This is a genomic window from Fulvitalea axinellae, assembly GCF_036492835.1.
Lineage (GTDB): Bacteria > Bacteroidota > Bacteroidia > Cytophagales > Cyclobacteriaceae > Fulvitalea > Fulvitalea axinellae.
The window spans coordinates 3,000,988-3,020,432 of sequence record NZ_AP025314.1; the positions used below are offsets into that span (position 1 = coordinate 3,000,988).

Sequence of the window (19,445 nt, forward strand, 5' to 3'; positions counted from 1 at the left end):
ACCCCAAAAAGAAGAGACCGCCTATTTAGCGGTCTCTTCTCTCACAGTAATTTATTTTTTCTTTTTCCGTTGTGCTTCTTGACTCGCTTTCATTGCTGCGTCAAGCCGTTGTTGGAATGAAGATTTCTTCTTATTTCCAGAATTTTTCTTATTCTCTTCTAGTTTCTTTCTCACCTTGTCCTCGTCAACAAATTTCTTAATCACCTGTTGTTGACCCAATGTCACGAGATTGGACAAGAAATAGTAATAAGTCAGACCCGCCGAGAAGCTGTTCAGCATAAAGAAGAACATCAAAGGCATGATGTACTGCATGGTTTTCATCGGGCCCTCAACGGTTGTCATCTGGTTATTGCTCCAAGTATACGCCATAGTCGAAGCCGTCATCAGAACGCAGAAGCCACTGATATGACTACCCAAGAACGGAACATCAAAAGGCAAGCTTAACAATACGTCATAAGACGACAAGTCATGCGCCCACAGGAAGCTTTGCTGGCGAAGTTCGATAGAGTTCGGGAAGAAACGGAACAACGCAAAGAGAATCGGCATCTGCAACAACATCGGAACGCAACCGCTCAACGGGTTTACGCCCACTTGACGATAAAGCTCCATTTGCTTCATCTGCACTTGCGTCTGGTCATCGCCAACTTCTTCCTTGATCTTGTCGATTTCCGGCTTCAAGACTCTCATCTTAGCCATCGACAAATAAGACTTGTATGAAAGAGGCGAAAGGATCAACTTCACGAACAATACGAGCAACAGGATAATGATACCGTAGTTGCTGATATATTTCTGAAGGAAGTTGAACGACGGAACCACTAAGAATTTGTTGAACCAAGCGATAATCGGCCAACCAAGGTCAACGTTATCCTCAAAGCCCGGCGTCACCTTCTTAATGATCTGGTAATTGTTCGGTCCGAAGTAGTAAGAGAAGTTCTTGTTACCGCCCTTAAGGTCAGCAAGAGGAATATCAAACGCCGCAGTCATATTGTTGACGTGTACGGTGTCTTTCTCGTGAACTATTGACTCAACCTCAAGATTCTTCACCGATTTCTCAGCGATAAGTGCTGAAACGAAGAAACGTTGTTTGAACGAGAACCACTTATAAGAACCTTCCAGTTTTTCCGATTTCTCAGAATCAACGTTAATTGAAAGGTAATCAAAATCGCCATCAGCGGAGTAGTAATTGATTGTAGTGTAACCACGCTCGCCTCCACGGCCAACCATATTTTCCTCGGCGCGAAGGAGCTTGTCGGCCCATACGGCTCTCAAATTCTCACCTTCGATGTAATTATCAAGCCCTACGAGGTTGAATGTATTCTCAACAGTATGGCCGTCTTCGCCTAAGCGGTATTGTTGCTCAACGTATTTTCCCGGCTCCAACGTAGCGCGCATAGTCAAGTTCCCGCCCGACTGCACCGGCTCATAGTAAAGATCCGCCAAGTCAACGAAACCTTTGTAGGTTTTCACCTTATAGCTGAACGTCGAGTTCTTTCCGTTCATCAACATCAAAGGAGCCCCGTCCCAAGATTTGAACCCTTTAAGCTCAACTTTGCTCGGCACACCACCCTTTGAGGCGAAAGTCACCTTCAGCATGTCATTCTCAAGCACGGATTCTTTGTCAACGCCTGTCATGGCATTGGCGAATACACCGAACTCTTTATATAGACGATCGTTTCTCAACGAATCGCTAAGCACTTCAACTTCCGCAGGAGCCTCCTCAGGCTTTTCTTTCGCTTCCGGCTTTTCGGCTTCCGCTTGTTCAACTTGCGCCAACTCTTGTTGCGCTTCGATCTCGGGCTTCATAAAAAAGTAGTTCGCCACCAATATTAAGGCAATCAGAACAAACCCGATTATCTGTTTTTTATCCATAGCTAATAAATTAAAGTACCTCATGCCTTTGGAAAGACATGAGGTTACTCATTACGCATAATATTTTTCCAAGTCCGTTAAGACTCTTTGGCATTTCTGTGGTACTTCAGCGCCGCTTTCACAAATCCTACGAACAAACGTTGAGGATTAATCACAGTGCTTTTCAATTCTGGATGGAACTGCGAACCTATAAAGAACGGATGATCCTCAAGCTCGACGATCTCAACCAGACCGGTTTCAGGGTTAATACCGGAAGCGGTCATACCCGCATTCTCCAGATCTTCAAGATACTTGTTGTTGAACTCGTAACGGTGACGGTGACGCTCGTTTACGATTTCGGCATCATAAACTTGCTTAGCCAATGTTCCCTCTTTCAACTCACACGGATAGGCACCCAGACGCATGGTACCGCCCATTTGGGTAAGTTCTTTCTGATCTTCCATCAAGTCAATAACAGGGTGAGCCGCTTCGCTATCCATTTCGGTAGAATTAGCCCCCTCAAGCCCGAGCACGTTGCGCGCAAATTCGATAACGGCGCATTGCATACCCAAACAGATCCCGAAGAACGGAATCTTATTCTCACGGACAAAACGAACGGCCTCAATTTTTCCTTCCAAGCCCCTTTCTCCGAAGCCCGGCGCTACCAATACACCATCCGAATCGCCTATTTTCTCCTGTACGTTCTCAGCTGTTACCGATTCCGAGCTCACCCAGTTGATCTTGACTTTACACTCATTCTCGGCTCCGGCGTGTACGAACGCCTCCACGATAGACTTATAAGCGTCGTGTAGTTCAACGTATTTACCCACAAGCGAAATGCGGATTTCGTCGGTAGGGTTTTTCAATCTTCCCAGGAAATCTTTCCAAAGGTCAAGCTTAGGCTCGCTTTCATAAGAGATGTTCAATGTCTCGATCACCCTCTTGTCAAGCTTTTCCTTAAGCATGAGCAACGGCACATCGTAGATCGTCTCAGCGTCGATTGACTCGATGATCCTGTTAAGCTTCACGTTGCAGAATAAGGCCAGCTTCTTACGGATCTCCATCGGCAACGAGTGCTCAGTACGGCAAACCAAAATGTCTGGCTGAATACCCGCCTGAAGCAATTGTTTTACCGAATGTTGCGTTGGCTTTGTCTTAAGCTCGCCCGCAGCGTTCAGGTAAGGCACAAGCGTCAAGTGAATCACCATGGCGTTGTCTTCGCCCAGATCCCACTTAGCTTGTCGGACGGCCTCAATAAACGGCAAAGACTCGATATCGCCAACACAACCGCCAATTTCGGTAATGATGACATCATATTCGCCTGTCTCGCCTAGTTTGTAGAAATTATTCTTGATCTCGTCCGTGATGTGAGGGATGACCTGAACAGTCTTGCCCAAGAACGCACCTTCACGCTCCTTGGTGATCACGTTGTGGTAGATTCTCCCCGTAGTGACGTTATTGGCCTGCGAAGTCCTGACATTCAGGAACCTTTCGTAGTGTCCCAAATCCAAGTCCGTCTCGGCCCCGTCGGTAGTAACATAGCACTCGCCATGCTCATAGGGATTGAGCGTTCCCGGATCGACATTGATATAAGGGTCAAATTTCTGAATGGTTACGGAAAGCCCTCTGGCCTGTAACAGTTTCGCCAAAGAAGCGGCGATGATTCCCTTACCCAATGAAGACGTAACGCCACCCGTTACGAAGATATACTTAGCAGCACCCATAAGTAAATTCTAGTATTTGTTTTCTCACTTACGGGATACAAAGGTAGCCTTTTCCGTCAATTTTACACGACTCTGCCAGACTCTATTCTCAATAAAAAAATAACTCCCTTGATATTCAGGAACTATGGACCGAGCGTCCCCTGCATCCCATCTCTTATTTAACCGCCCTTTCGGCACCAGCTATGATGGTACACTCAGAAAATGGGATTTTGTTCGCCCTAATCACCAAAAAAGGCCCGAAAACAAATTCCCGGGCCCTCTTCAACAAATTGCGTAAAAACTGATTTACCAGCGAATCAATGACGATGCCCAAGTAAATCCGCTACCGAATGCGGCGAGACAAACCAAATCGCCTTCCTTGATCTTCCCTTCGGCCCAAGCCTCACTCAAAGCGATCGGAATTGACGCTCCCGTTGTGTTTCCGTAGCGCATAATGTTGTTATAAACCTTTTCTTTAGGCAAGCCGAGTTTCTGACGCACAAATTCGCTGATACGAAGGTTCGCTTGGTGCGGCACCAGCATATCAATGTCTTCTTTAGGAATTTTATTTGCGGCCAAAGCTTCCCCTATAACTTCCATAAATCGCACTACCGCATGCTTAAACACCAAGTTGCCGTTCATGTAAGCTTTAGAACCAGGATCATCCACCATTTCGTGCGTCATCCACGGCTTATAGCTACTGCTTGGATATTTCATGCACAGCTCTTCGGCAAAATTACCATCCGCATGCAAATGAGTGGAAAGGACTCCACGCCCGGACTCTTCCTCTCCACGCTGCAGAATCATAGCTCCAGCTCCGTCCCCAAAAATTACGGCAACGCCACGGCCCTCGGTATTCATTTGAAGTCCCGAAGACTGCACTTCAGAACCCACAACCAAAACAGTCTTGTACATTCCCGTCTTTATGAACTGATCCGCAACGGAAACGCCATACACAAATCCGGAACATGCGTTTCTGACATCCAAGGCGGGCACACCCGCAATCCCCAATTGGCGTTGCAACAATACGCCTGAACCAGGAAAGTAATAATCAGGAGTAATTGTGGCGAAAACAATCAAATCAATATCAGAAGCCTCGAGGCCAGCCCGCTCCAAGGCCACCTTCGATGCCTCCGCGGCCATAGTCGAAGTCGTATCTTTTCCCTCGGTGAAGAATCTCCGCTCCGTAATTCCGGTACGTTCGACAATCCACTCGTTAGTCGTGTCCATAAGTTTTGTAAGATCCTCATTGGTCACAACGTTTTCAGGCACATAATGCCCGACTCCTTTTACTATCGATGTATACATACTCACACAAGTTTCATATATAACCCGCAAGCCGGGTTTTTGGACCAAAAATAAACAAAAAAGCGAATTAGGAAACCCAAAAAACAAAACGAGTCCCCAAAAACTGAGGACTCGTTTCACTTTTTTATATGATTTCGCCTAAAATCTTCTGTAACCAAGTGGCGGAGCCCCAAAACCGTAATTACCCATACCGTAAGGTCCCATACCGTACCCACCGTATCCATAACCATAACTTGGCGCATTTGTAAATCTCGCACCTATGATCAAATCGGCCTTATCAGAAATTTTGTAATGTAACTCAGCGTTTATATCATACACAGTCCGGTTGAGATCAGGCCCACCGATTTTATTACCGTTCTCCAGCATTATAGACTTGCCTGTCACATCTTGTTGACCGACCCTCACATCAAGATTAAGCGCCATTCGATCACTTAACGGCATCCACATACTTGGGCCCATCCAATAAGTAGAAGTTGTGTAACCTCCCACTTTTTGATATGTGTAACCAAAATTGGCGGAATAAGAGGCTTGTCTTCGCCTTCTAGGCTGGTTAACGGGCACGGATCCTTGCAAATCGTAACTGTAACCATTCCATCCAGAGCCGGCCATTACGGATGTCCCCGCATAAATTGCGGGTTTGCGATAAGAGGAAACATATTCAAGTTCCTCCTCACCCTTGCTGTTATCGTTCTGGGCAAATGAGTATTCCATCCCGATCGCAACCGCCAACACTGTTGCCACAAAATATCTAAGTACCTTGGTTATCATCTTTTTCTAGCTAATTCTTATTACTTAGACGAAAAAAAGGGCACGATGTTCCGCCCATCATATACATAACGCCTAACCTTTGTGTTTTGTCACAAACAAGCCAAAGAAAAAACGCTCTTTACGCATTCTCAAGATAACCGAATTTTAATATCCACACAACGAAATAGCACCGCAATCGACTGGCAAACGCTAAAATATCATATCGAATCGGGCGTTAGAGAAATCGGGGATTGTTTTCCGAGCGAGAAAAAGCATTTTTTCGTAAAATTGCGGGGTTCCAAAATGACCGCACCTAAAACACAAGTGATGAACGAGCGCCCTATCGGCATTTTTGATTCAGGCCTTGGAGGCCTTTCCGTTTGGAGGGAAATCCATAGACAGGCCCCAAACGAATCCACCATTTATTTCGCCGACAGCGCAAGATGCCCTTACGGCCCAAAAACTCCGGAACAAGTAAGGGACTACAGTTTCGAAATCACTGAACGCCTTCTGGATTTGGGTTGCAAAGCAATTGTAGTCGCCTGCAACACAGCAACCGCCGCCGCGATAGAGGAACTTCGCAATAGCTTCGATATTCCATTTATCGGAATGGAGCCGGCCGTGAAACCGGCCGCTTTGCGCACAAAAACCGGACACGTAGGCGTATTGGCTACCCAAGGAACACTTAAAGGCGCTTTATACCGCAAAACGAGCCAAAAATACGCTAATGACGTTTTGGTCCATGTCCAAATCGGCGAAGGACTAGTTGAGCTAGTGGAAAACCGCATGCACGAAAGCCCGGAATGCGAAGAGCTTCTGAGAACTTATATTCAGCCGATGCTAGAGGCCAAAGCTGATCATATCGTTTTGGGATGCACGCACTACCCTTTCTTCAAAAATCTAGTAACGAAGATTTCCGGACCGCATGTCAATATTGTGGACCCTGCGCCCGCTGTAGCCAAACAAACGCTCAATATTTTGCGAAAGCAAGACAGTTTTAACACAAAAAATATTTCGGCACAACATTCTTTCTTCAGCACGGGGAACTTGGACAGCTTAAAAAAAATGGCCGAACCCCTTTTCTCAAAGAGCCCGGCCACTGATGTCATTTTCGGAAAATTTAACATTTCCGATCCAACGACATAAGTTTATTCTCCGCCGAAGATCTTCTTACGCACCAAAGCGAACAAGCCTGCGATACCGATAAAGATAAACTTGCCGAATTTGGCCAAAACGGAAAGGAACCCGGCCTTGGCCAATACCTTACCGGCAATCAAACCTCCGATTCCATACGCCGCGACTTTGTCAATACTCGGGTTAAAATCGCTGTAACGATGCCCTTCATTGAAGTTAACGCTAGCCAATACTTTATCTACGTCATTCTGAACCTGAGGCAATATTTTCACGTCACTGATTGCGTTCAACTCCAAATAACCTTTTCTCCCCAAGATCCGGATATTGTAATTAAGGGTATTCACATCATTTCCTTCGAACCTCAGCTCTTTTGCCCAGTGCAGTTTCTTAGCTTTCGCGTCGTAAAACGGCTCGGCCGCCCACCCAACTAATTCCACAGCATCGTAGCCTTGGGCTTTCCTCGCCTCGTTCACTTCTTCCATATCGGACTGCATGGTCTCCAATAGTTCCTCAAAGTCCATATCCTGAGCGTCCTCATCCTCCACGTAACCTTCTTCGTCAAAGGAAATTCCGACAAAATAGGTATCGTCGTCCAATGGGCCTTTGTCAGCTTTGAGTAACATCCCCAATGTCTCCGATGGAGGATTTCCCCAAAGTTCCGTGAAAACATATTCGGCCTGCTTCGCATCCAAAAACTTATAGCCTTCTGGTACATTGATAGTCGCTAATCCGTCACCGATGGTCACAGTCCCCGTTTGATAATCGAAGCTGTTGTTAACACTGTCGATCGCCGCCAGATATAGCGCAACGGAGTCCAATTCGACAGTCTCATCGGCTGAATCTACGCTTTCCCCAGAAAATGCTTTACCGGAAAAACCCAAAAGACAAAAGCTCAGGGCCAATAGTATTATTCTATTCATGTTCAGGTTGAAAAAACTAATGAAAAATAAAATGAAGCGACGAATTTAGACAAACAGAGACCCTAATGAAAAAAATCAAACAAAAAAATAGTCCAACGTTTCCGATGGACTTTATATAATAAGGTATCCCATGAAGAAAGAGGTTAGTTCAAACCCTTAAAATGACAAGATTTGAGTCGCCGTCTCCCATCGCAACCTTCCACTGTTAACACCCCGAAAGATGACCCCGAAGGGTTGAGGCCTGGTTTTGACGAGCAGCTAACCCGGTATTTTGTATGATGTTAGGTTTGAAAATCTGTCGCTCCATGGGAAGATCTTTCATCCCCCTTTGTCTTTAACAAATATGGAGTACAGTGTTCCTTTTTCCAAGCAAAAAACGTTAAAAAACACTCCTCCACCCATAAATCAAGGCTTTTTACTATCGTCCGTTTTATAAGTCCAAGCATAGGGGTAACTTTGGCATTGTACCGCAGTATTTATTACATATTCGAAACCTCTAAAAAGCATTCGGGAATGAAAAACCGACCTTTTATTCTTGTCCCCGGCCCTTCGGCGCTTTACTTTACAGTGGAAGATCATCTAAAAGAGGCTTTGGCCTTGCAAGTTCCTTCCATATCGCACAGAAGTGAATTTTATACGGAAATCCATCGCGAAACAGTAAGCAATATCCGCAAACTGCTCAACATCCCATCCGACTTTCACGTCTTCTTCACCGGATCGGCAACGGAAGTTTGGGAAAGAATCGCTCAGAACTTGATCATCGCCAAATCCGGGCATGTGGTAAACGGCGCTTTTTCCAAAAAGAATTTCGAAGCGGCCAAAGCCATGGGTGTTGACGCCCACAAGATAGAAGCCGTAGAGGGCGACTTGCCGAACGTCACCGCCGAAAGTTTTCCGAAGGACATCGAAGTCCTGAACTTTACGCACAACGAAACCTCTACCGGCGTTATGACGCCAATGGACAATATCCGGGAAGCCCGCAACTTGTACCCCGACGCAATTATCTCTTTGGACGTGGTTTCTTCGGCTCCGTATGTCGACATTGATTTCGAAGCCGTGGACACCGCTTATTTTTCCGTTCAAAAATGCTTCGGTTTGCCGGCCGGGCTTGGCGTATGGATCGTCAACGATCGTTGTGTTCAAAAGGCGAAAGAAAAATCGCAGGCGGGACATAGCTTGGGTTCTTATCACAGTATCCCGTCATTACTGAAAATGGCGGTTAAAGACCAAACACCCGAAACACCGAACGTATTGGGCGTTTACCTTCTGGGCAAAGTGGCCGGCGATATGCTTAACAAAGGTTTGGACGTATTGCGCAGGGAAACGATTTACAAATCGACAGTGCTTTACGAAACGCTGAAAAAGCACCCGTCGCTCTCTCCTTTGGCAGAAAAGGAGGAATTGCAGTCCAAAACCGTTGTGGTGGCAAAATGCGAAGGCGGTTCCGAAAGATTCCTGAAGGCTTTGGCAGAAAAGGGTTTACAGCCAGGAAGCGGATACGGCGGAGCGAAAAACACGCAGATCCGCATAGCCAACTTCCCGACCCACTCCAAAGAGCTAATAGAAATGCTCAGCGACGAACTGATGAAAATAGACTAAAAGAAAAGCCGGCGAATACTGTTTCCGCCGGCTTTTTTCTACCCAAAATCTCCAAGAACCTGTTACAGCAATTTTTCAATCGCTCCTTTAATTTTCGCAGGCTCGGTTGTCGGCGAAAAGCGCTCTATAACACGGCCTTCCTTATCAATCAGAAACTTGGTAAAGTTCCACTTTATAGCTTTCGTCCCCAACACTCCTTTTTTCTCCGATTTCAGGTATTCGTAAAGCGGATGGGTTTCGGAACCGTTGACATCGATTTTTGAGAACATCGGGAAGCTTACGCCGTAATTCAACTCGCAAAACTGACCGATCTCCTCTTCGCTTCCGGGTTCCTGCCCTCCGAACTGGTTGCACGGAAAGCCCAGAACCTCCAAACCTTGTCCGTTCAGCTCTTTGTAAAGCTCTTCCAAACCTTTATACTGAGGCGTCAACCCACACTTACTGGCAGTGTTCACAATCAACAACACTTTCCCTTTATATTCCTCCAAGGACACTTCCTTACCTCGGATATCCTTCACTTTGAAATCATAAACTGAAGCCATAGAACCTTATATTTTTTTCGAATATAATAAGGAGTTAATTGGAAAAACATAAATAGCCGATCGATTTCAACAATAAGCATATTTCAAAATTATGACACGAAAAAAGCCGTCTCCACAAGGAACGGCTTCTTGAATGAATTATAATCTCTTAATTCGATTAGATAAGATATTGGAACAAATCCGGCCTCTTGTTCAGGTACTTAAACACGATATTCCGCTCTTCCATTCGCTCGATTATTCGCTTGTAATCTTCTGATGCTTTGGTCTCGATTCCCACAAGCGCCGGACCTTTTTCTCTACTGCTCTTTTTGGTGTATTCGAAAAGAGTAATATCGTCAGTTGGCCCAAGCACATCCACCAAGAACTCTCGCAAAGCGCCCGCACGCTGAGGGAACGTCACTATAAAGTAGTGTTTGATGCCCTCGTGCAACATCGACCGTTCCTTGATTTCTTCCGTTCTGGTAATGTCATTATTACCGCCACTTATCAGACAAACGACGTTTTTGCCTTTCAGTCGATCTTTGACCAAATCCAATCCCGCTACTGATAACGCCCCTGCGGGCTCTACAACTATCGCATCCTGGTTATAAAGACTCAAAATCGATGTGCATATTTTCCCTTCGGGAACAAGCAACACCTCGTCTATCACTTCTTGGCAGACCTCAAAAGTATTGTCACCAACACGCCTTACCGCAGCGCCGTCCACGAATTTTTCGATTGAATCTAGTGTTATCACTTCGCCTTTGAGCAATGAATCGCGCATGGCTGGCGCTCCTTCCGGCTCCAAACCGATTATCTTCGTGTCGGGACTGACTTGTTTGATGTAGCTTCCAAGACCCGAAGCCAATCCACCACCGCCAATCGGCACCAAGATGTAATCGATCGGCTCTTCGGCATCCATGAAAATTTCCAAACCTACGGTACCTTGCCCCGCCATCACGTACGGATCGTCAAACGGATGGATAAAAGCCTTTCCTTGACTATCGCAAGAGTTCATTGCCTCTTTGTATGCGTCGTCAAAGGTGTCGCCTGTAAGGATTACGTCCACGAAATCCCTTCCGAACATCTTCACCTGACCCACTTTCTGGTTCGGCGTAGTGCCGGGCATAAAGATCTCGCCTTTTATCCCCAACGCGCGACATGCGTAAGCGACGCCCTGGGCATGGTTACCCGCACTGGCACACACGACTCCTTTGGCCTTTTCCTCGTCACTCAAAGAGGAAATCTTGTTGAAAGCGCCACGAATCTTGTATGAACGGACCACTTGGGCATCTTCCCTTTTAAGCCAAATATTGCAATCGTAAGCCTCCGAAAGGTTCAGGTTACGTTGCAAAGGCGTCTTGGTCACCACGCTTTTTATGCGCTGGTGGGCTTGTTGTATCCGGTCCAAGCCGACAAGTTTCGTTTTGTTTTCTTCCTTCAACATCTTGTCTAGTAGTTACTGTGGATGTTAGAATCCCAAAAAAGAGTGTAATAAAAAGGGCGCGTTCCAGCGCCCTTCAGTTTTGTATTCAATCTGCCGATCAGCAAGAACATTCGTCTTCCAAAGCCAGCAGATAATCGTTCATATGATCCATGGCCTTGGTCACGGCTACGCGTCCTGAGCGGGCGAATTCGCACACGCCGAAAGGCTGAAGATCTTTGAGAAGAATATCAATTTCGCCTTCGCGCGAACAAAGCTCAACGGCGAAGTAATCCTTCTCGTCACGGATAATCTTGGCTCCGTGACTATCCACCACCTTTTCGAGTTTTTCCCTCGCCCCCGGACGGTTGAGCACTTTGTAAAGCGCCACCTCACGGTGAATAATCTCGTCGTCTTGAGAGAGATAAGCGCGGATCACCTCCACCTGCTTATCGATTTGGCCCACGACTTTCTCGACCTGATCCTGAGTAGCTTCCACCACAATATTGTAGCGGTGGATACCCGGAATCTCTGACTTAGCCGTGGTAATGCTCTCGATATTCATCTTCCTTCTAGTGAAGATGATCGTTATCCTGTTAAGAAGACCCGAATGGTTCTCCGAAAAAATCGTTATCGTGAATTGCCTGTTCATCGTTCTGGTTTTTTAGTCCTCTTTGCCCAGTTTCACCTTGGAAACGCACATACCTGTCGGCACCATCGGGAATACGTTATCTTCCTTCTCGACAACAACTTCCAGCAAGAACGATTTGTCCGAAGCCAACATTCTGCCCAAAGCCTCGTCAAGGTTTTCGCGCTCGCTAACCCTTTCGGATTCTATGCCGTAGCCTTTGGCGATTGTCACAAAATCAGGGCTCTTGATGTCGGTAAACGAGTAACGGCGCTCAAAGAAAAGCTCCTGCCACTGGCGCACCATACCCAAGAAGCTATTGTTCAAGATTACGATCTTCACCGGATGCTCGCTGTCGGCGATTGTGCCGAGCTCCTGCAAAGTCATCTGGAAACCGCCGTCGCCGATAAAGGCCACAACTTCTTTTTCCGGACGACCGAGCTTGGCGCCGAAAGCCGCCGGCAAAGCGAAGCCCATTGTTCCCAAACCACCCGAGGTCACCCAAGTGTCGGTGTCTTCGAACTTATAGTACCTAGCCCCGATCATCTGGTGCTGGCCAACATCAGTGGTAACAATCGCCTTTCCATCAGTCATTTCCGACACACGGTTCACCACCTCGGCCATCTTGATTTTACCTTCGCTTGGATGGATGTCTCCCTCAATCACTCTGGCTTTCTCAACTTTAGCCGCCTCTTCGAATTCGTGAACCCAATCCGGGTAAGTCTTCTTATCGACTTTCGGTAAGAGCGCTTGTAAAGCAAGCTTAGCGTCGGAAACTATCGGAATATCAGCCTTGACGTTTTTACTGATCTCAGCCTTGTCAATTTCGATATGAATAACAGTCGCTTGCTTGGCATAGGTATTCAAATCTCCGGTTACGCGATCATCGAAACGCATACCCACCGCCAAGATTACGTCAGCTTCGTTAGTCTTGATATTCGGTGCGTAATTTCCGTGCATCCCTAGCATTCCCATATTCAACGGATGCGAGCTTGGGAAAGCGGAAAGCCCCAAAAGCGTGGAGCCTACGGGAATACCCGTCTTCTCGACAAATTCCAAAAATTCCTCTTGTGCTCCCGAGATCAAGATTCCGTGACCGGCGAGGATCATCGGTCTCTTGGCATTATTGATCACCTCAGCGGCCGCAACAATTGCGCTTTCCTTCGGCGCGGGAACCGGACGGTAACTCCGAACATTCTCGCAACCTTTGTATTCGAAATCAAGCGTTTCAAACTGGGCATTTTTGGTAATATCAACCACTACCGGTCCCGGACGGCCCGAACGCGCAAGATAAAAAGCTTTGGCCATAACTCCCGGAATCTCTTCGGCGGAAGTTACCTGATAGCTCCATTTACAAACCGGCATAGTGATACCGATGACATCCGTCTCCTGAAAAGCGTCGGTACCCAATAGGTTTTTGCCTACTTGTCCGGTAATGCAAACCATTGGCGTGGAATCCACCATTGCGTCGGCGATGCCGGTCACCAGATTAGTCGCACCCGGGCCCGAAGTCGCCATACAAACGCCTACTTCGCCCGATACGCGAGCGAAACCTTCGGCCGCGTGGCTGGCGCCTTGCTCATGACGGACCAAAATGTGATTTAACTTTTCGCGATAGTCATACAGCGCGTCATAAATCGGCATGATGGCTCCGCCCGGATAACCGAAAACCGTACCCACTCCCTCTTCCAAAAGAGAGAGAATTACCGCTTCCGCTCCCGATATATTTTTCTTCGTCTTTTTCGGCGCCTCGGCAACGGCTGAGGCTTTCGGAAAATTACTGGTTGGTTTCACTGTCTTTTTCGTTTGTATTCGCCACTAAAAAAATTCTTTTCAACTTTAGGTCCGTACCTATCAGTCAATTATAGATTCCTGCTCTACTGGTTTTTCTTCCGGAATATCCGTCAAACAACCGTCAGAGGCAGGTGTTACAAGGCGGATGTATTTACCCAAAACCCCTGTAGTAGCTCTATAAGCCGGTTTTTTCCAATTTCTCCGTCTTTCCGCCAATTCCTCATCGGAAACCTTCACCTCGATACGATTATTCACCGCATCGATCACGATAATATCACCGTTTTCAACCAACGCGATATTTCCGCCTTCTTGGGCTTCTGGCGTAATGTGTCCAACCACGAAACCGTGCGAACCGCCAGAGAAACGCCCATCAGTAATCAAAGCGACATCCTTACCTAGACCGGCTCCCATTACGGCTCCCGTAGGCTTAAGCATTTCCGGCATGCCCGGCGCACCAGTTGGGCCCGAGTAGCGAATTACGATCACTTCGCCTTTCCGCACTTCCGTGCCGATGCCCTTGATGGCGTCAAACTCATTGTTGAAAACTCTTGCAGGACCTTCGAAGCGCTCACCCTCTTTTCCGGTGATTTTCGCCACGGCACCTTTCGAAGCCAAGTTGCCGTACAGGATCTGCAAGTGTCCTTGCGCCTTGATCGGTGACTCAACCGGACGAATCATATCCTGATCTTCCGGAAGGCCCGGAAGTTCCGCCAAGTTTTCGGCTACGGTCTTTCCTGTCACAGTCAGACACTCGCCGTGGATGTAACCTTTTTCGTAGAGATATTTCATTACGGCAGGCACTCCACCAAGACCGTGCAAATCTTCCATCAGATACTTCCCGCTCGGCTTCAGGTCCGCCAAATAAGGAGTATTGTCACTAATGCGCTGGAAATCGTCGATACCGAAATCCACACCAACTGTTTTGGCCATGGCCACAAAGTGAAGAACGGCGTTAGTGGAACCGCCCAAGGCCATAATCAGCGTAACGGCATTTTCGAAAGCCTCTTTGGTCATAATATCCCGCGGACGGATATTTTTGATCATCAAATTCTTGATGGCATCGCCCAAAGATCCGCATTCCTTCTTCTTCTCGTCACTTACCGCCGGATTCGAAGAACTGTAAGGAAGGCTCATTCCCATAGCTTCGATAGCGGAAGCCATGGTGTTGGCCGTATACATACCGCCACAAGCGCCGGCGCCCGGTATCGCGTTTTGGATAATCCCCTTAAAATCATCTTCGCAAATAGCGCCGCGGAGTTTGGCTCCGTAAGCCTCGAAAGCGGAAACGATGTTCAGCTTCTCCCCTTTCCAGTTACCCGATTTTACCGAACCGCCGTAAACCAAAATTCCGGGACGGTTCAACCTTCCCATCGCCATCATGGCGCCGGGCATGTTTTTGTCGCATCCCACCACGGGAATCACGGCGTCGTAAAACTGGGCCTCCACTACCGTTTCGATAGAGTCGGCGATCACCTCGCGCGACACCAGCGAATAGCGCATCCCCTCCGTTCCGTTGGAAATTCCGTCGCTGACCCCAATCGTATGGAATGTCAAGCCCACCAGACCGCTGTCCACCACGCTTTGTTTCACTTGGTCGCCCAAATCGTTGAGGTGCATGTTGCAAGGGTTCCCTTCCCAACCTGTACTTACCACGCCCACTTGTGCCTTGGACATGTCCTCTTCGGTTAGCCCTACTGCGTAAAGCATTGCCTGCGAGGCGGGTTGCGACTCATCTTGCGTAATCGTCTTGCTGTAGCGGTTCAATTCGTTACCCATGGCAGAATTAGTTTTTAATAAAAAAAGCCTTTCCCGTTTCCGAGAAAGGCTTTGACTAGAGTCATATCGACATGGCTATAGAAAGTCCTTTCTCGTCATATTTTCAATAATGACGATAAGCACGACCACGACTAACACGACACGCTGTGAAAGGACACTATTCATGTTCCGATAAAGCTCTAGTTAAAGAAATAATATTTTGTTTTTACGACCACTCAAAGATTATACTTTGGGCAATATTTTCAAAACCTTAATTGAAAAATATTCAAAAAAACTCTTTTCGCACCGATTTCTCCGCACGAAAACAGGACATTTGTTATGAAAAACCCTGATAAGAGCCCGAATTCAGGCTTTTTTTGGCACAAAGCAAAACAAGGGAAACACTTGAGGCATGGAGTTTTTATGAAATAAAATTCTCCGAAAATCAGATTTTCGGCAATTTTTCAACACCGAATTCCGAAAGCAAGTTTCCGGCCGTAGATATATTCCCAGCCAAACCCAACGACTTCGCGGCTTTCCCGAAAACAGATTTGGCCGTCCCTCCATTTTCCCGAATATATTTTAGGGAAAGACTCCCCTGCGACTTCGAAAGTTTCTCTCCCGAAGCGTCCAACAACAACGGATGATGATAAAAAGACGCCTCACGAAACGAATCCAAAGCCAGAATCTCGGCCAAAAAAAGTTGCGCCGCCGTCGATTCTAAAAGATCAGCTCCACGGACAACAAGATTTACTCCTTCCCTAATATCATCAACCAATGAGACTAATTGGTAAGCCGGCATTCCGTCCTTTTTCCTCACTACAAAATCCCGCATTTTTTCGTGCAAATTCACCGATAACTCTCCCGAAACAGCATCCTCCACAAGTATTCCACGGTCTTCGGTTTTCACTCGCCACGCTGTTTGGGAATTATCAAAACCCACAGTTTTTTCTCGGCATGTCCCGGGATATTGACCATCCACACTATCCTCTTTTATCCGCTTTCGCGAACATCCGCATGGAAAAATACGGCCTTCATTCTTTAAGGTTTGTAGCGCTTCACCATACTCATCCAGCCTCAGGCTTTGGGAATATTTCTCTTCAAACTCACGAACGGAAGACGGCCCTTTATCCATATCAAGCCCAAGCCAATCCAGCGTTTCGAATATATCTTCCAGATATTCCCTTCTATATCTTGCGGTATCAATATCGTCAACCCTAAGGATCAATTCCCCTCCCGACGACCGGACCAAAAGCCAAGTCAACACAAACGAATAGGCGTTTCCGACATGCAAAAAACCGCTTGGGGTCGGAGCTATGCGCCCTACCGTATTTTTATCAAGATTCATCATTCCTACAGCCGTTCAACGTTCCGGAGCACGATAATTCCCATTCCCGGAAACAAAATCTATATTCATAAAACCATTTGAGGCAAACGCAGGAAGCCCCTTTGATTACCTTTGCGCCGGTTTCAAACCAAATCCACTCACATGATCAAGAAAACATCGATGATCGTTTTGGTGGCGGGCCTCGCCTTTTCCTGCCAAAACAAAGATAAAAGTTCTTCCGCAACGGAAACGAAAAGTACCACGCAGCTTTCGACTAAAGATAGCCTAAGTTCTTGTTGCGCCGAAACGCCGGCGCGCTTCGCCACAGCGAAAAAAGAAGGTACAAAAACAGCGAACGTAGCAAAGCCGGGAACCTCTTCGGACAAAGGGATGATCCTGATTCCCGCCGGACAATTCACCATGGGCGGCAACAACGAACAGGCCCGCCCCGACGAACTGCCGAGACACGAAGTGAAAGTAAGTTCCTTTTTGATGGACGCTACGGAAGTCACCAACCAACAGTTCAAAGAATTTGTGGACGCTACAGGCTATATAACCATTGCCGAAAGAAAACCTGTTTGGGAAGAAATCAAAAAGCAACTCCCTCCCGGAACTCCAAAACCGCCGGAAGAAGCGCTGGTAGCCTCTTCACTAGTATTTAGACAACCGGCCAACGACCAGCGTATCAACCACCCTACCGAAGTATGGGAATGGAGACAGGGCGCAGACTGGAAACATCCGCAAGGCCCGGGAAGCGACATCAAGGGAAAAATGAACCACCCGGTAGTACATGTAGCTTGGGAAGACGCCCACGCCTACGCCCAATGGGCCGGCAAACGCCTCCCGACAGAGGCCGAATGGGAATGGGCAGCGCGTGGCGGGCTCAAAGACAATGTTTATCCTTGGGGAAATGAGAAAGTGGAGGAAGGATCACTGAAAACCAATAACTGGCAAGGACAATTCCCATACACCAACACGGCTACAGACGGGTTTACCGGATCGGCGCCCGTAAAAAGCTTCGCGCCGAACGGATATGGACTTTACGATATGGCAGGAAACGCTTGGGAATGGACAGCGGATTGGTATCGTCCGGATTATTACCAAACCCTGGCCGACGAAGGCTTGGCCACCGACCCGAAAGGCCCTGTACAAAGCTACGACCCCACAGAACCTACCGTTCCGAAAAAAGTAACCCGCGGCGGTTCGTTCCTTTGCCACGACAGCTACTGCTCAGGCTTCAGGGTCGCGGCACGGATGCGCACCAGCCCTGACACCGGGCTTAACCACACCGGTTTCAGATGCGTTAAGGACGTTAAAAGATAAAAACACAAAGTCCCGCCAAGAGAGTTTGGCGGGACAACAAGCTAAACAAAGTTGAGGTTGTCAGTCTCAAAACGAATAAACCAAAGCAAGCAATGCGGAAAACGATCCGTCTTCCATCTTCTCCCCTGACCCAGGGAATATTTTTTGATCTGAACTTATATATCTGATTTCCGGAATCAACCTAACAGGTCCGAAGTTCACATTGCCCGACAGTGTGTAAAGCGTCGCGCTACCTCCCTTTTCCATTCCGTCGTAGATTGTCTGCATATCCGAATCGTCGAAGTACTCCAAACGGCCGGCCAATGTGAAAGCGTCGCCGAAAGCATAGCTGGCGTATCCAGCCACACCGTACCAGCTGTATTTTTCAGAGTCTTTGTTCGCTTCTGTTAGCATAGTCACTTCACTCCACTTTTGCGAAGCGTTCAGCCCAAGGGCAAACTCTTCGGAAACATTTACGGCTCCCGTTATATCAAACTGGTGCTCGCTTACGTCCGCCGTTTCGGTGTCGGCTGTACCGCCCAAATAGTTCAGATAAAGCGACCACTCGTCGGCCGGAGCGATGGAGAACTGCGCCCCGACATGCTTATTATCGTTCAGGTCGAATTTGCTGTCGGTATCGTTGAACACACCGGCCATAAGCCCGAAACCGCCACCCAAATCAAAATCGGCTTTTACGCCAGTATGGTAAAACGGCCCGTTCGAGAAGAGCAACGAGGTGGTGTAGTTCATATTTCCCGTAGGCTCAATCAGCTCATAGCCCACGAATGTAGAAAAGTTACCCGCCGACAATTTGATATTGTCAGTGATCTGATGATACACATACAGCTGTTTGATCATCTCCAAGCTAGAGCCCTCATAACCGTTTGCGGCCGTAGCCCTCGGACCGAAAGCAAGATCCACAACCAACCCGCCTTTAGCCCACGATTTTTCCATTATTACGTTTACCATCCCCAATTCAAACGAATTGTGTCTGGATGTAAAACTGCTTACTTCGACAGGCTTTCCGGTGCTATTATACTGATAATAAAGATCTACCGATCCGGTAACGCTGAAACCAGCAAGGCTATCAGCTTGAGCGAAGAGATCTACCGCTACAAAATTGAGCATAACGGCTATAGCCAAGTAAAATATCTTTTTCATGGTATATAAAGTCAGGTGAAGAAAGAAGGAGAGAAAGAGGGGGACGGACGGAAATCCGCCCCCCGGAAATTAAACGTGCCCCAAAGTAATACTCGTAAAATACGGTCATGCGGAACCTACAAAGCAGGCATCCAACCGCAAGTCTTTAACAAACCATGCGTATGCGGTTTTTCAGATAAAACAAATTCTTTTCAGATACAGAGTCCTGTTGGGGCACGACTCAATCAGTTGATTAAGATTTGCTTCTGATTACACCCTAAAGGTAACGCAAAAAT

At 47.3% G+C, this 19,445-nt stretch carries 15 protein-coding genes; 3 read left to right on the forward strand and 12 right to left on the reverse strand.

Annotated features, from left to right (window positions below):
- Window positions 1-51: 51 nt before the first annotated feature.
- The 4 genes from yidC to AABK39_RS11355 form a co-directional block, all read right to left on the reverse strand.
- Complete coding sequence (gene yidC / locus AABK39_RS11340; RefSeq protein ID WP_338391465.1) at window positions 52-1,893, reverse strand: membrane protein insertase YidC; 1,842 nt, start codon at window positions 1,891-1,893, stop codon at window positions 52-54.
- A 53-nt stretch (window positions 1,894-1,946) separates the two neighbouring features.
- Window positions 1,947-3,572, reverse strand: coding sequence for a CTP synthase (locus tag AABK39_RS11345; RefSeq protein WP_338391466.1), 1,626 nt, complete (start codon window positions 3,570-3,572; stop codon window positions 1,947-1,949).
- Between the two features lie 285 nt (window positions 3,573-3,857).
- Window positions 3,858-4,859, reverse strand: coding sequence for a 3-oxoacyl-ACP synthase III family protein (locus AABK39_RS11350; RefSeq protein WP_338391467.1), 1,002 nt, complete (start codon window positions 4,857-4,859; stop codon window positions 3,858-3,860).
- A gap of 138 nt (window positions 4,860-4,997) precedes the next feature.
- Window positions 4,998-5,627 carry a hypothetical protein gene (locus tag AABK39_RS11355; RefSeq protein ID WP_338391468.1) on the reverse strand — a complete coding sequence of 210 codons (630 nt, stop codon included), beginning with the start codon at window positions 5,625-5,627 and terminating at the stop codon, window positions 4,998-5,000.
- Window positions 5,628-5,909: 282 nt separating this feature from the next.
- On the opposite strand from AABK39_RS11355, the gene murI reads away from it, so the two are divergent.
- On the forward strand, window positions 5,910-6,752 hold the full coding sequence (gene murI / locus AABK39_RS11360; RefSeq protein ID WP_338391469.1) for a glutamate racemase: 843 nt from the start codon (window positions 5,910-5,912) through the stop codon (window positions 6,750-6,752).
- Between the two features lie 2 nt (window positions 6,753-6,754).
- On the opposite strand, the gene AABK39_RS11365 is transcribed toward murI, so the two are convergent.
- On the reverse strand, window positions 6,755-7,660 hold the full coding sequence (locus AABK39_RS11365; RefSeq protein WP_338391470.1) for a DUF2167 domain-containing protein: 906 nt from the start codon (window positions 7,658-7,660) through the stop codon (window positions 6,755-6,757).
- 513 nt (window positions 7,661-8,173) lie between these two features.
- On the opposite strand from AABK39_RS11365, the gene AABK39_RS11370 reads away from it, so the two are divergent.
- Window positions 8,174-9,259 carry an aminotransferase class V-fold PLP-dependent enzyme gene (locus tag AABK39_RS11370; protein ID WP_338391471.1) on the forward strand — a complete coding sequence of 362 codons (1,086 nt, stop codon included), beginning with the start codon at window positions 8,174-8,176 and terminating at the stop codon, window positions 9,257-9,259.
- 62 nt (window positions 9,260-9,321) lie between these two features.
- Here AABK39_RS11370 and AABK39_RS11375 read toward each other — a convergent pair whose 3' ends face one another.
- The 6 genes from AABK39_RS11375 to AABK39_RS11400 all read right to left on the reverse strand — a co-directional run bounded on the left by AABK39_RS11375 (window position 9,322) and on the right by AABK39_RS11400 (window position 16,731).
- Window positions 9,322-9,801, reverse strand: coding sequence for a glutathione peroxidase (locus tag AABK39_RS11375; protein WP_338391472.1), 480 nt, complete (start codon window positions 9,799-9,801; stop codon window positions 9,322-9,324).
- A 157-nt stretch (window positions 9,802-9,958) separates the two neighbouring features.
- Window positions 9,959-11,227 carry a threonine ammonia-lyase IlvA gene (gene ilvA / locus AABK39_RS11380; RefSeq protein WP_338391473.1) on the reverse strand — a complete coding sequence of 423 codons (1,269 nt, stop codon included), beginning with the start codon at window positions 11,225-11,227 and terminating at the stop codon, window positions 9,959-9,961.
- A 97-nt stretch (window positions 11,228-11,324) separates the two neighbouring features.
- Window positions 11,325-11,855, reverse strand: coding sequence for an acetolactate synthase small subunit (gene ilvN, locus AABK39_RS11385; protein WP_338391474.1), 531 nt, complete (start codon window positions 11,853-11,855; stop codon window positions 11,325-11,327).
- Between the two features lie 12 nt (window positions 11,856-11,867).
- Window positions 11,868-13,625: a biosynthetic-type acetolactate synthase large subunit gene (gene ilvB, locus AABK39_RS11390; protein ID WP_421825134.1), complete on the reverse strand. Its 1,758-nt coding sequence runs from the start codon at window positions 13,623-13,625 to the stop codon at window positions 11,868-11,870.
- A 60-nt stretch (window positions 13,626-13,685) separates the two neighbouring features.
- Complete coding sequence (gene ilvD / locus AABK39_RS11395) at window positions 13,686-15,401, reverse strand: dihydroxy-acid dehydratase (RefSeq protein ID WP_338391475.1); 1,716 nt, start codon at window positions 15,399-15,401, stop codon at window positions 13,686-13,688.
- 424 nt (window positions 15,402-15,825) lie between these two features.
- Complete coding sequence (locus tag AABK39_RS11400) at window positions 15,826-16,731, reverse strand: glutamate--tRNA ligase family protein (protein WP_338391476.1); 906 nt, start codon at window positions 16,729-16,731, stop codon at window positions 15,826-15,828.
- Between the two features lie 138 nt (window positions 16,732-16,869).
- Here AABK39_RS11400 and AABK39_RS11405 point away from each other — a divergent pair, with 138 nt between their 5' ends.
- Window positions 16,870-18,030, forward strand: coding sequence for a formylglycine-generating enzyme family protein (locus tag AABK39_RS11405; RefSeq protein WP_338391477.1), 1,161 nt, complete (start codon window positions 16,870-16,872; stop codon window positions 18,028-18,030).
- Between the two features lie 66 nt (window positions 18,031-18,096).
- Here AABK39_RS11405 and AABK39_RS11410 read toward each other — a convergent pair whose 3' ends face one another.
- Complete coding sequence (locus AABK39_RS11410; protein ID WP_338391478.1) at window positions 18,097-19,170, reverse strand: outer membrane beta-barrel protein; 1,074 nt, start codon at window positions 19,168-19,170, stop codon at window positions 18,097-18,099.
- Window positions 19,171-19,445 lie beyond the last annotated feature (275 nt).

Coding starts and splice junctions, on each gene's coding strand:
- yidC (WP_338391465.1), bottom strand. CDS start 1,893: ATGAGGTACTTTAATTTATTAGCTATGGATAAAAAACAGATAATCGGG.
- AABK39_RS11410 (WP_338391478.1), bottom strand. CDS start 19,170: ATGAAAAAGATATTTTACTTGGCTATAGCCGTTATGCTCAATTTTGTA.
- ilvN (WP_338391474.1), bottom strand. CDS start 11,855: ATGAACAGGCAATTCACGATAACGATTTTTTCGGAGAACCATTCGGGT.
- AABK39_RS11375 (WP_338391472.1), bottom strand. CDS start 9,801: ATGGCTTCAGTTTATGATTTCAAAGTGAAGGATATCCGAGGTAAGGAA.
- AABK39_RS11400 (WP_338391476.1), bottom strand. CDS start 16,731: ATGATGAATCTTGATAAAAATACGGTAGGGCGCATAGCTCCGACCCCA.
- AABK39_RS11370 (WP_338391471.1), top strand. CDS start 8,174: ATGAAAAACCGACCTTTTATTCTTGTCCCCGGCCCTTCGGCGCTTTAC.
- ilvA (WP_338391473.1), bottom strand. CDS start 11,227: ATGTTGAAGGAAGAAAACAAAACGAAACTTGTCGGCTTGGACCGGATA.
- ilvD (WP_338391475.1), bottom strand. CDS start 15,401: ATGGGTAACGAATTGAACCGCTACAGCAAGACGATTACGCAAGATGAG.
- murI (WP_338391469.1), top strand. CDS start 5,910: ATGACCGCACCTAAAACACAAGTGATGAACGAGCGCCCTATCGGCATT.
- AABK39_RS11365 (WP_338391470.1), bottom strand. CDS start 7,660: ATGAATAGAATAATACTATTGGCCCTGAGCTTTTGTCTTTTGGGTTTT.
- AABK39_RS11345 (WP_338391466.1), bottom strand. CDS start 3,572: ATGGGTGCTGCTAAGTATATCTTCGTAACGGGTGGCGTTACGTCTTCA.
- AABK39_RS11405 (WP_338391477.1), top strand. CDS start 16,870: ATGATCAAGAAAACATCGATGATCGTTTTGGTGGCGGGCCTCGCCTTT.
- AABK39_RS11350 (WP_338391467.1), bottom strand. CDS start 4,859: ATGTATACATCGATAGTAAAAGGAGTCGGGCATTATGTGCCTGAAAAC.
- AABK39_RS11355 (WP_338391468.1), bottom strand. CDS start 5,627: ATGATAACCAAGGTACTTAGATATTTTGTGGCAACAGTGTTGGCGGTT.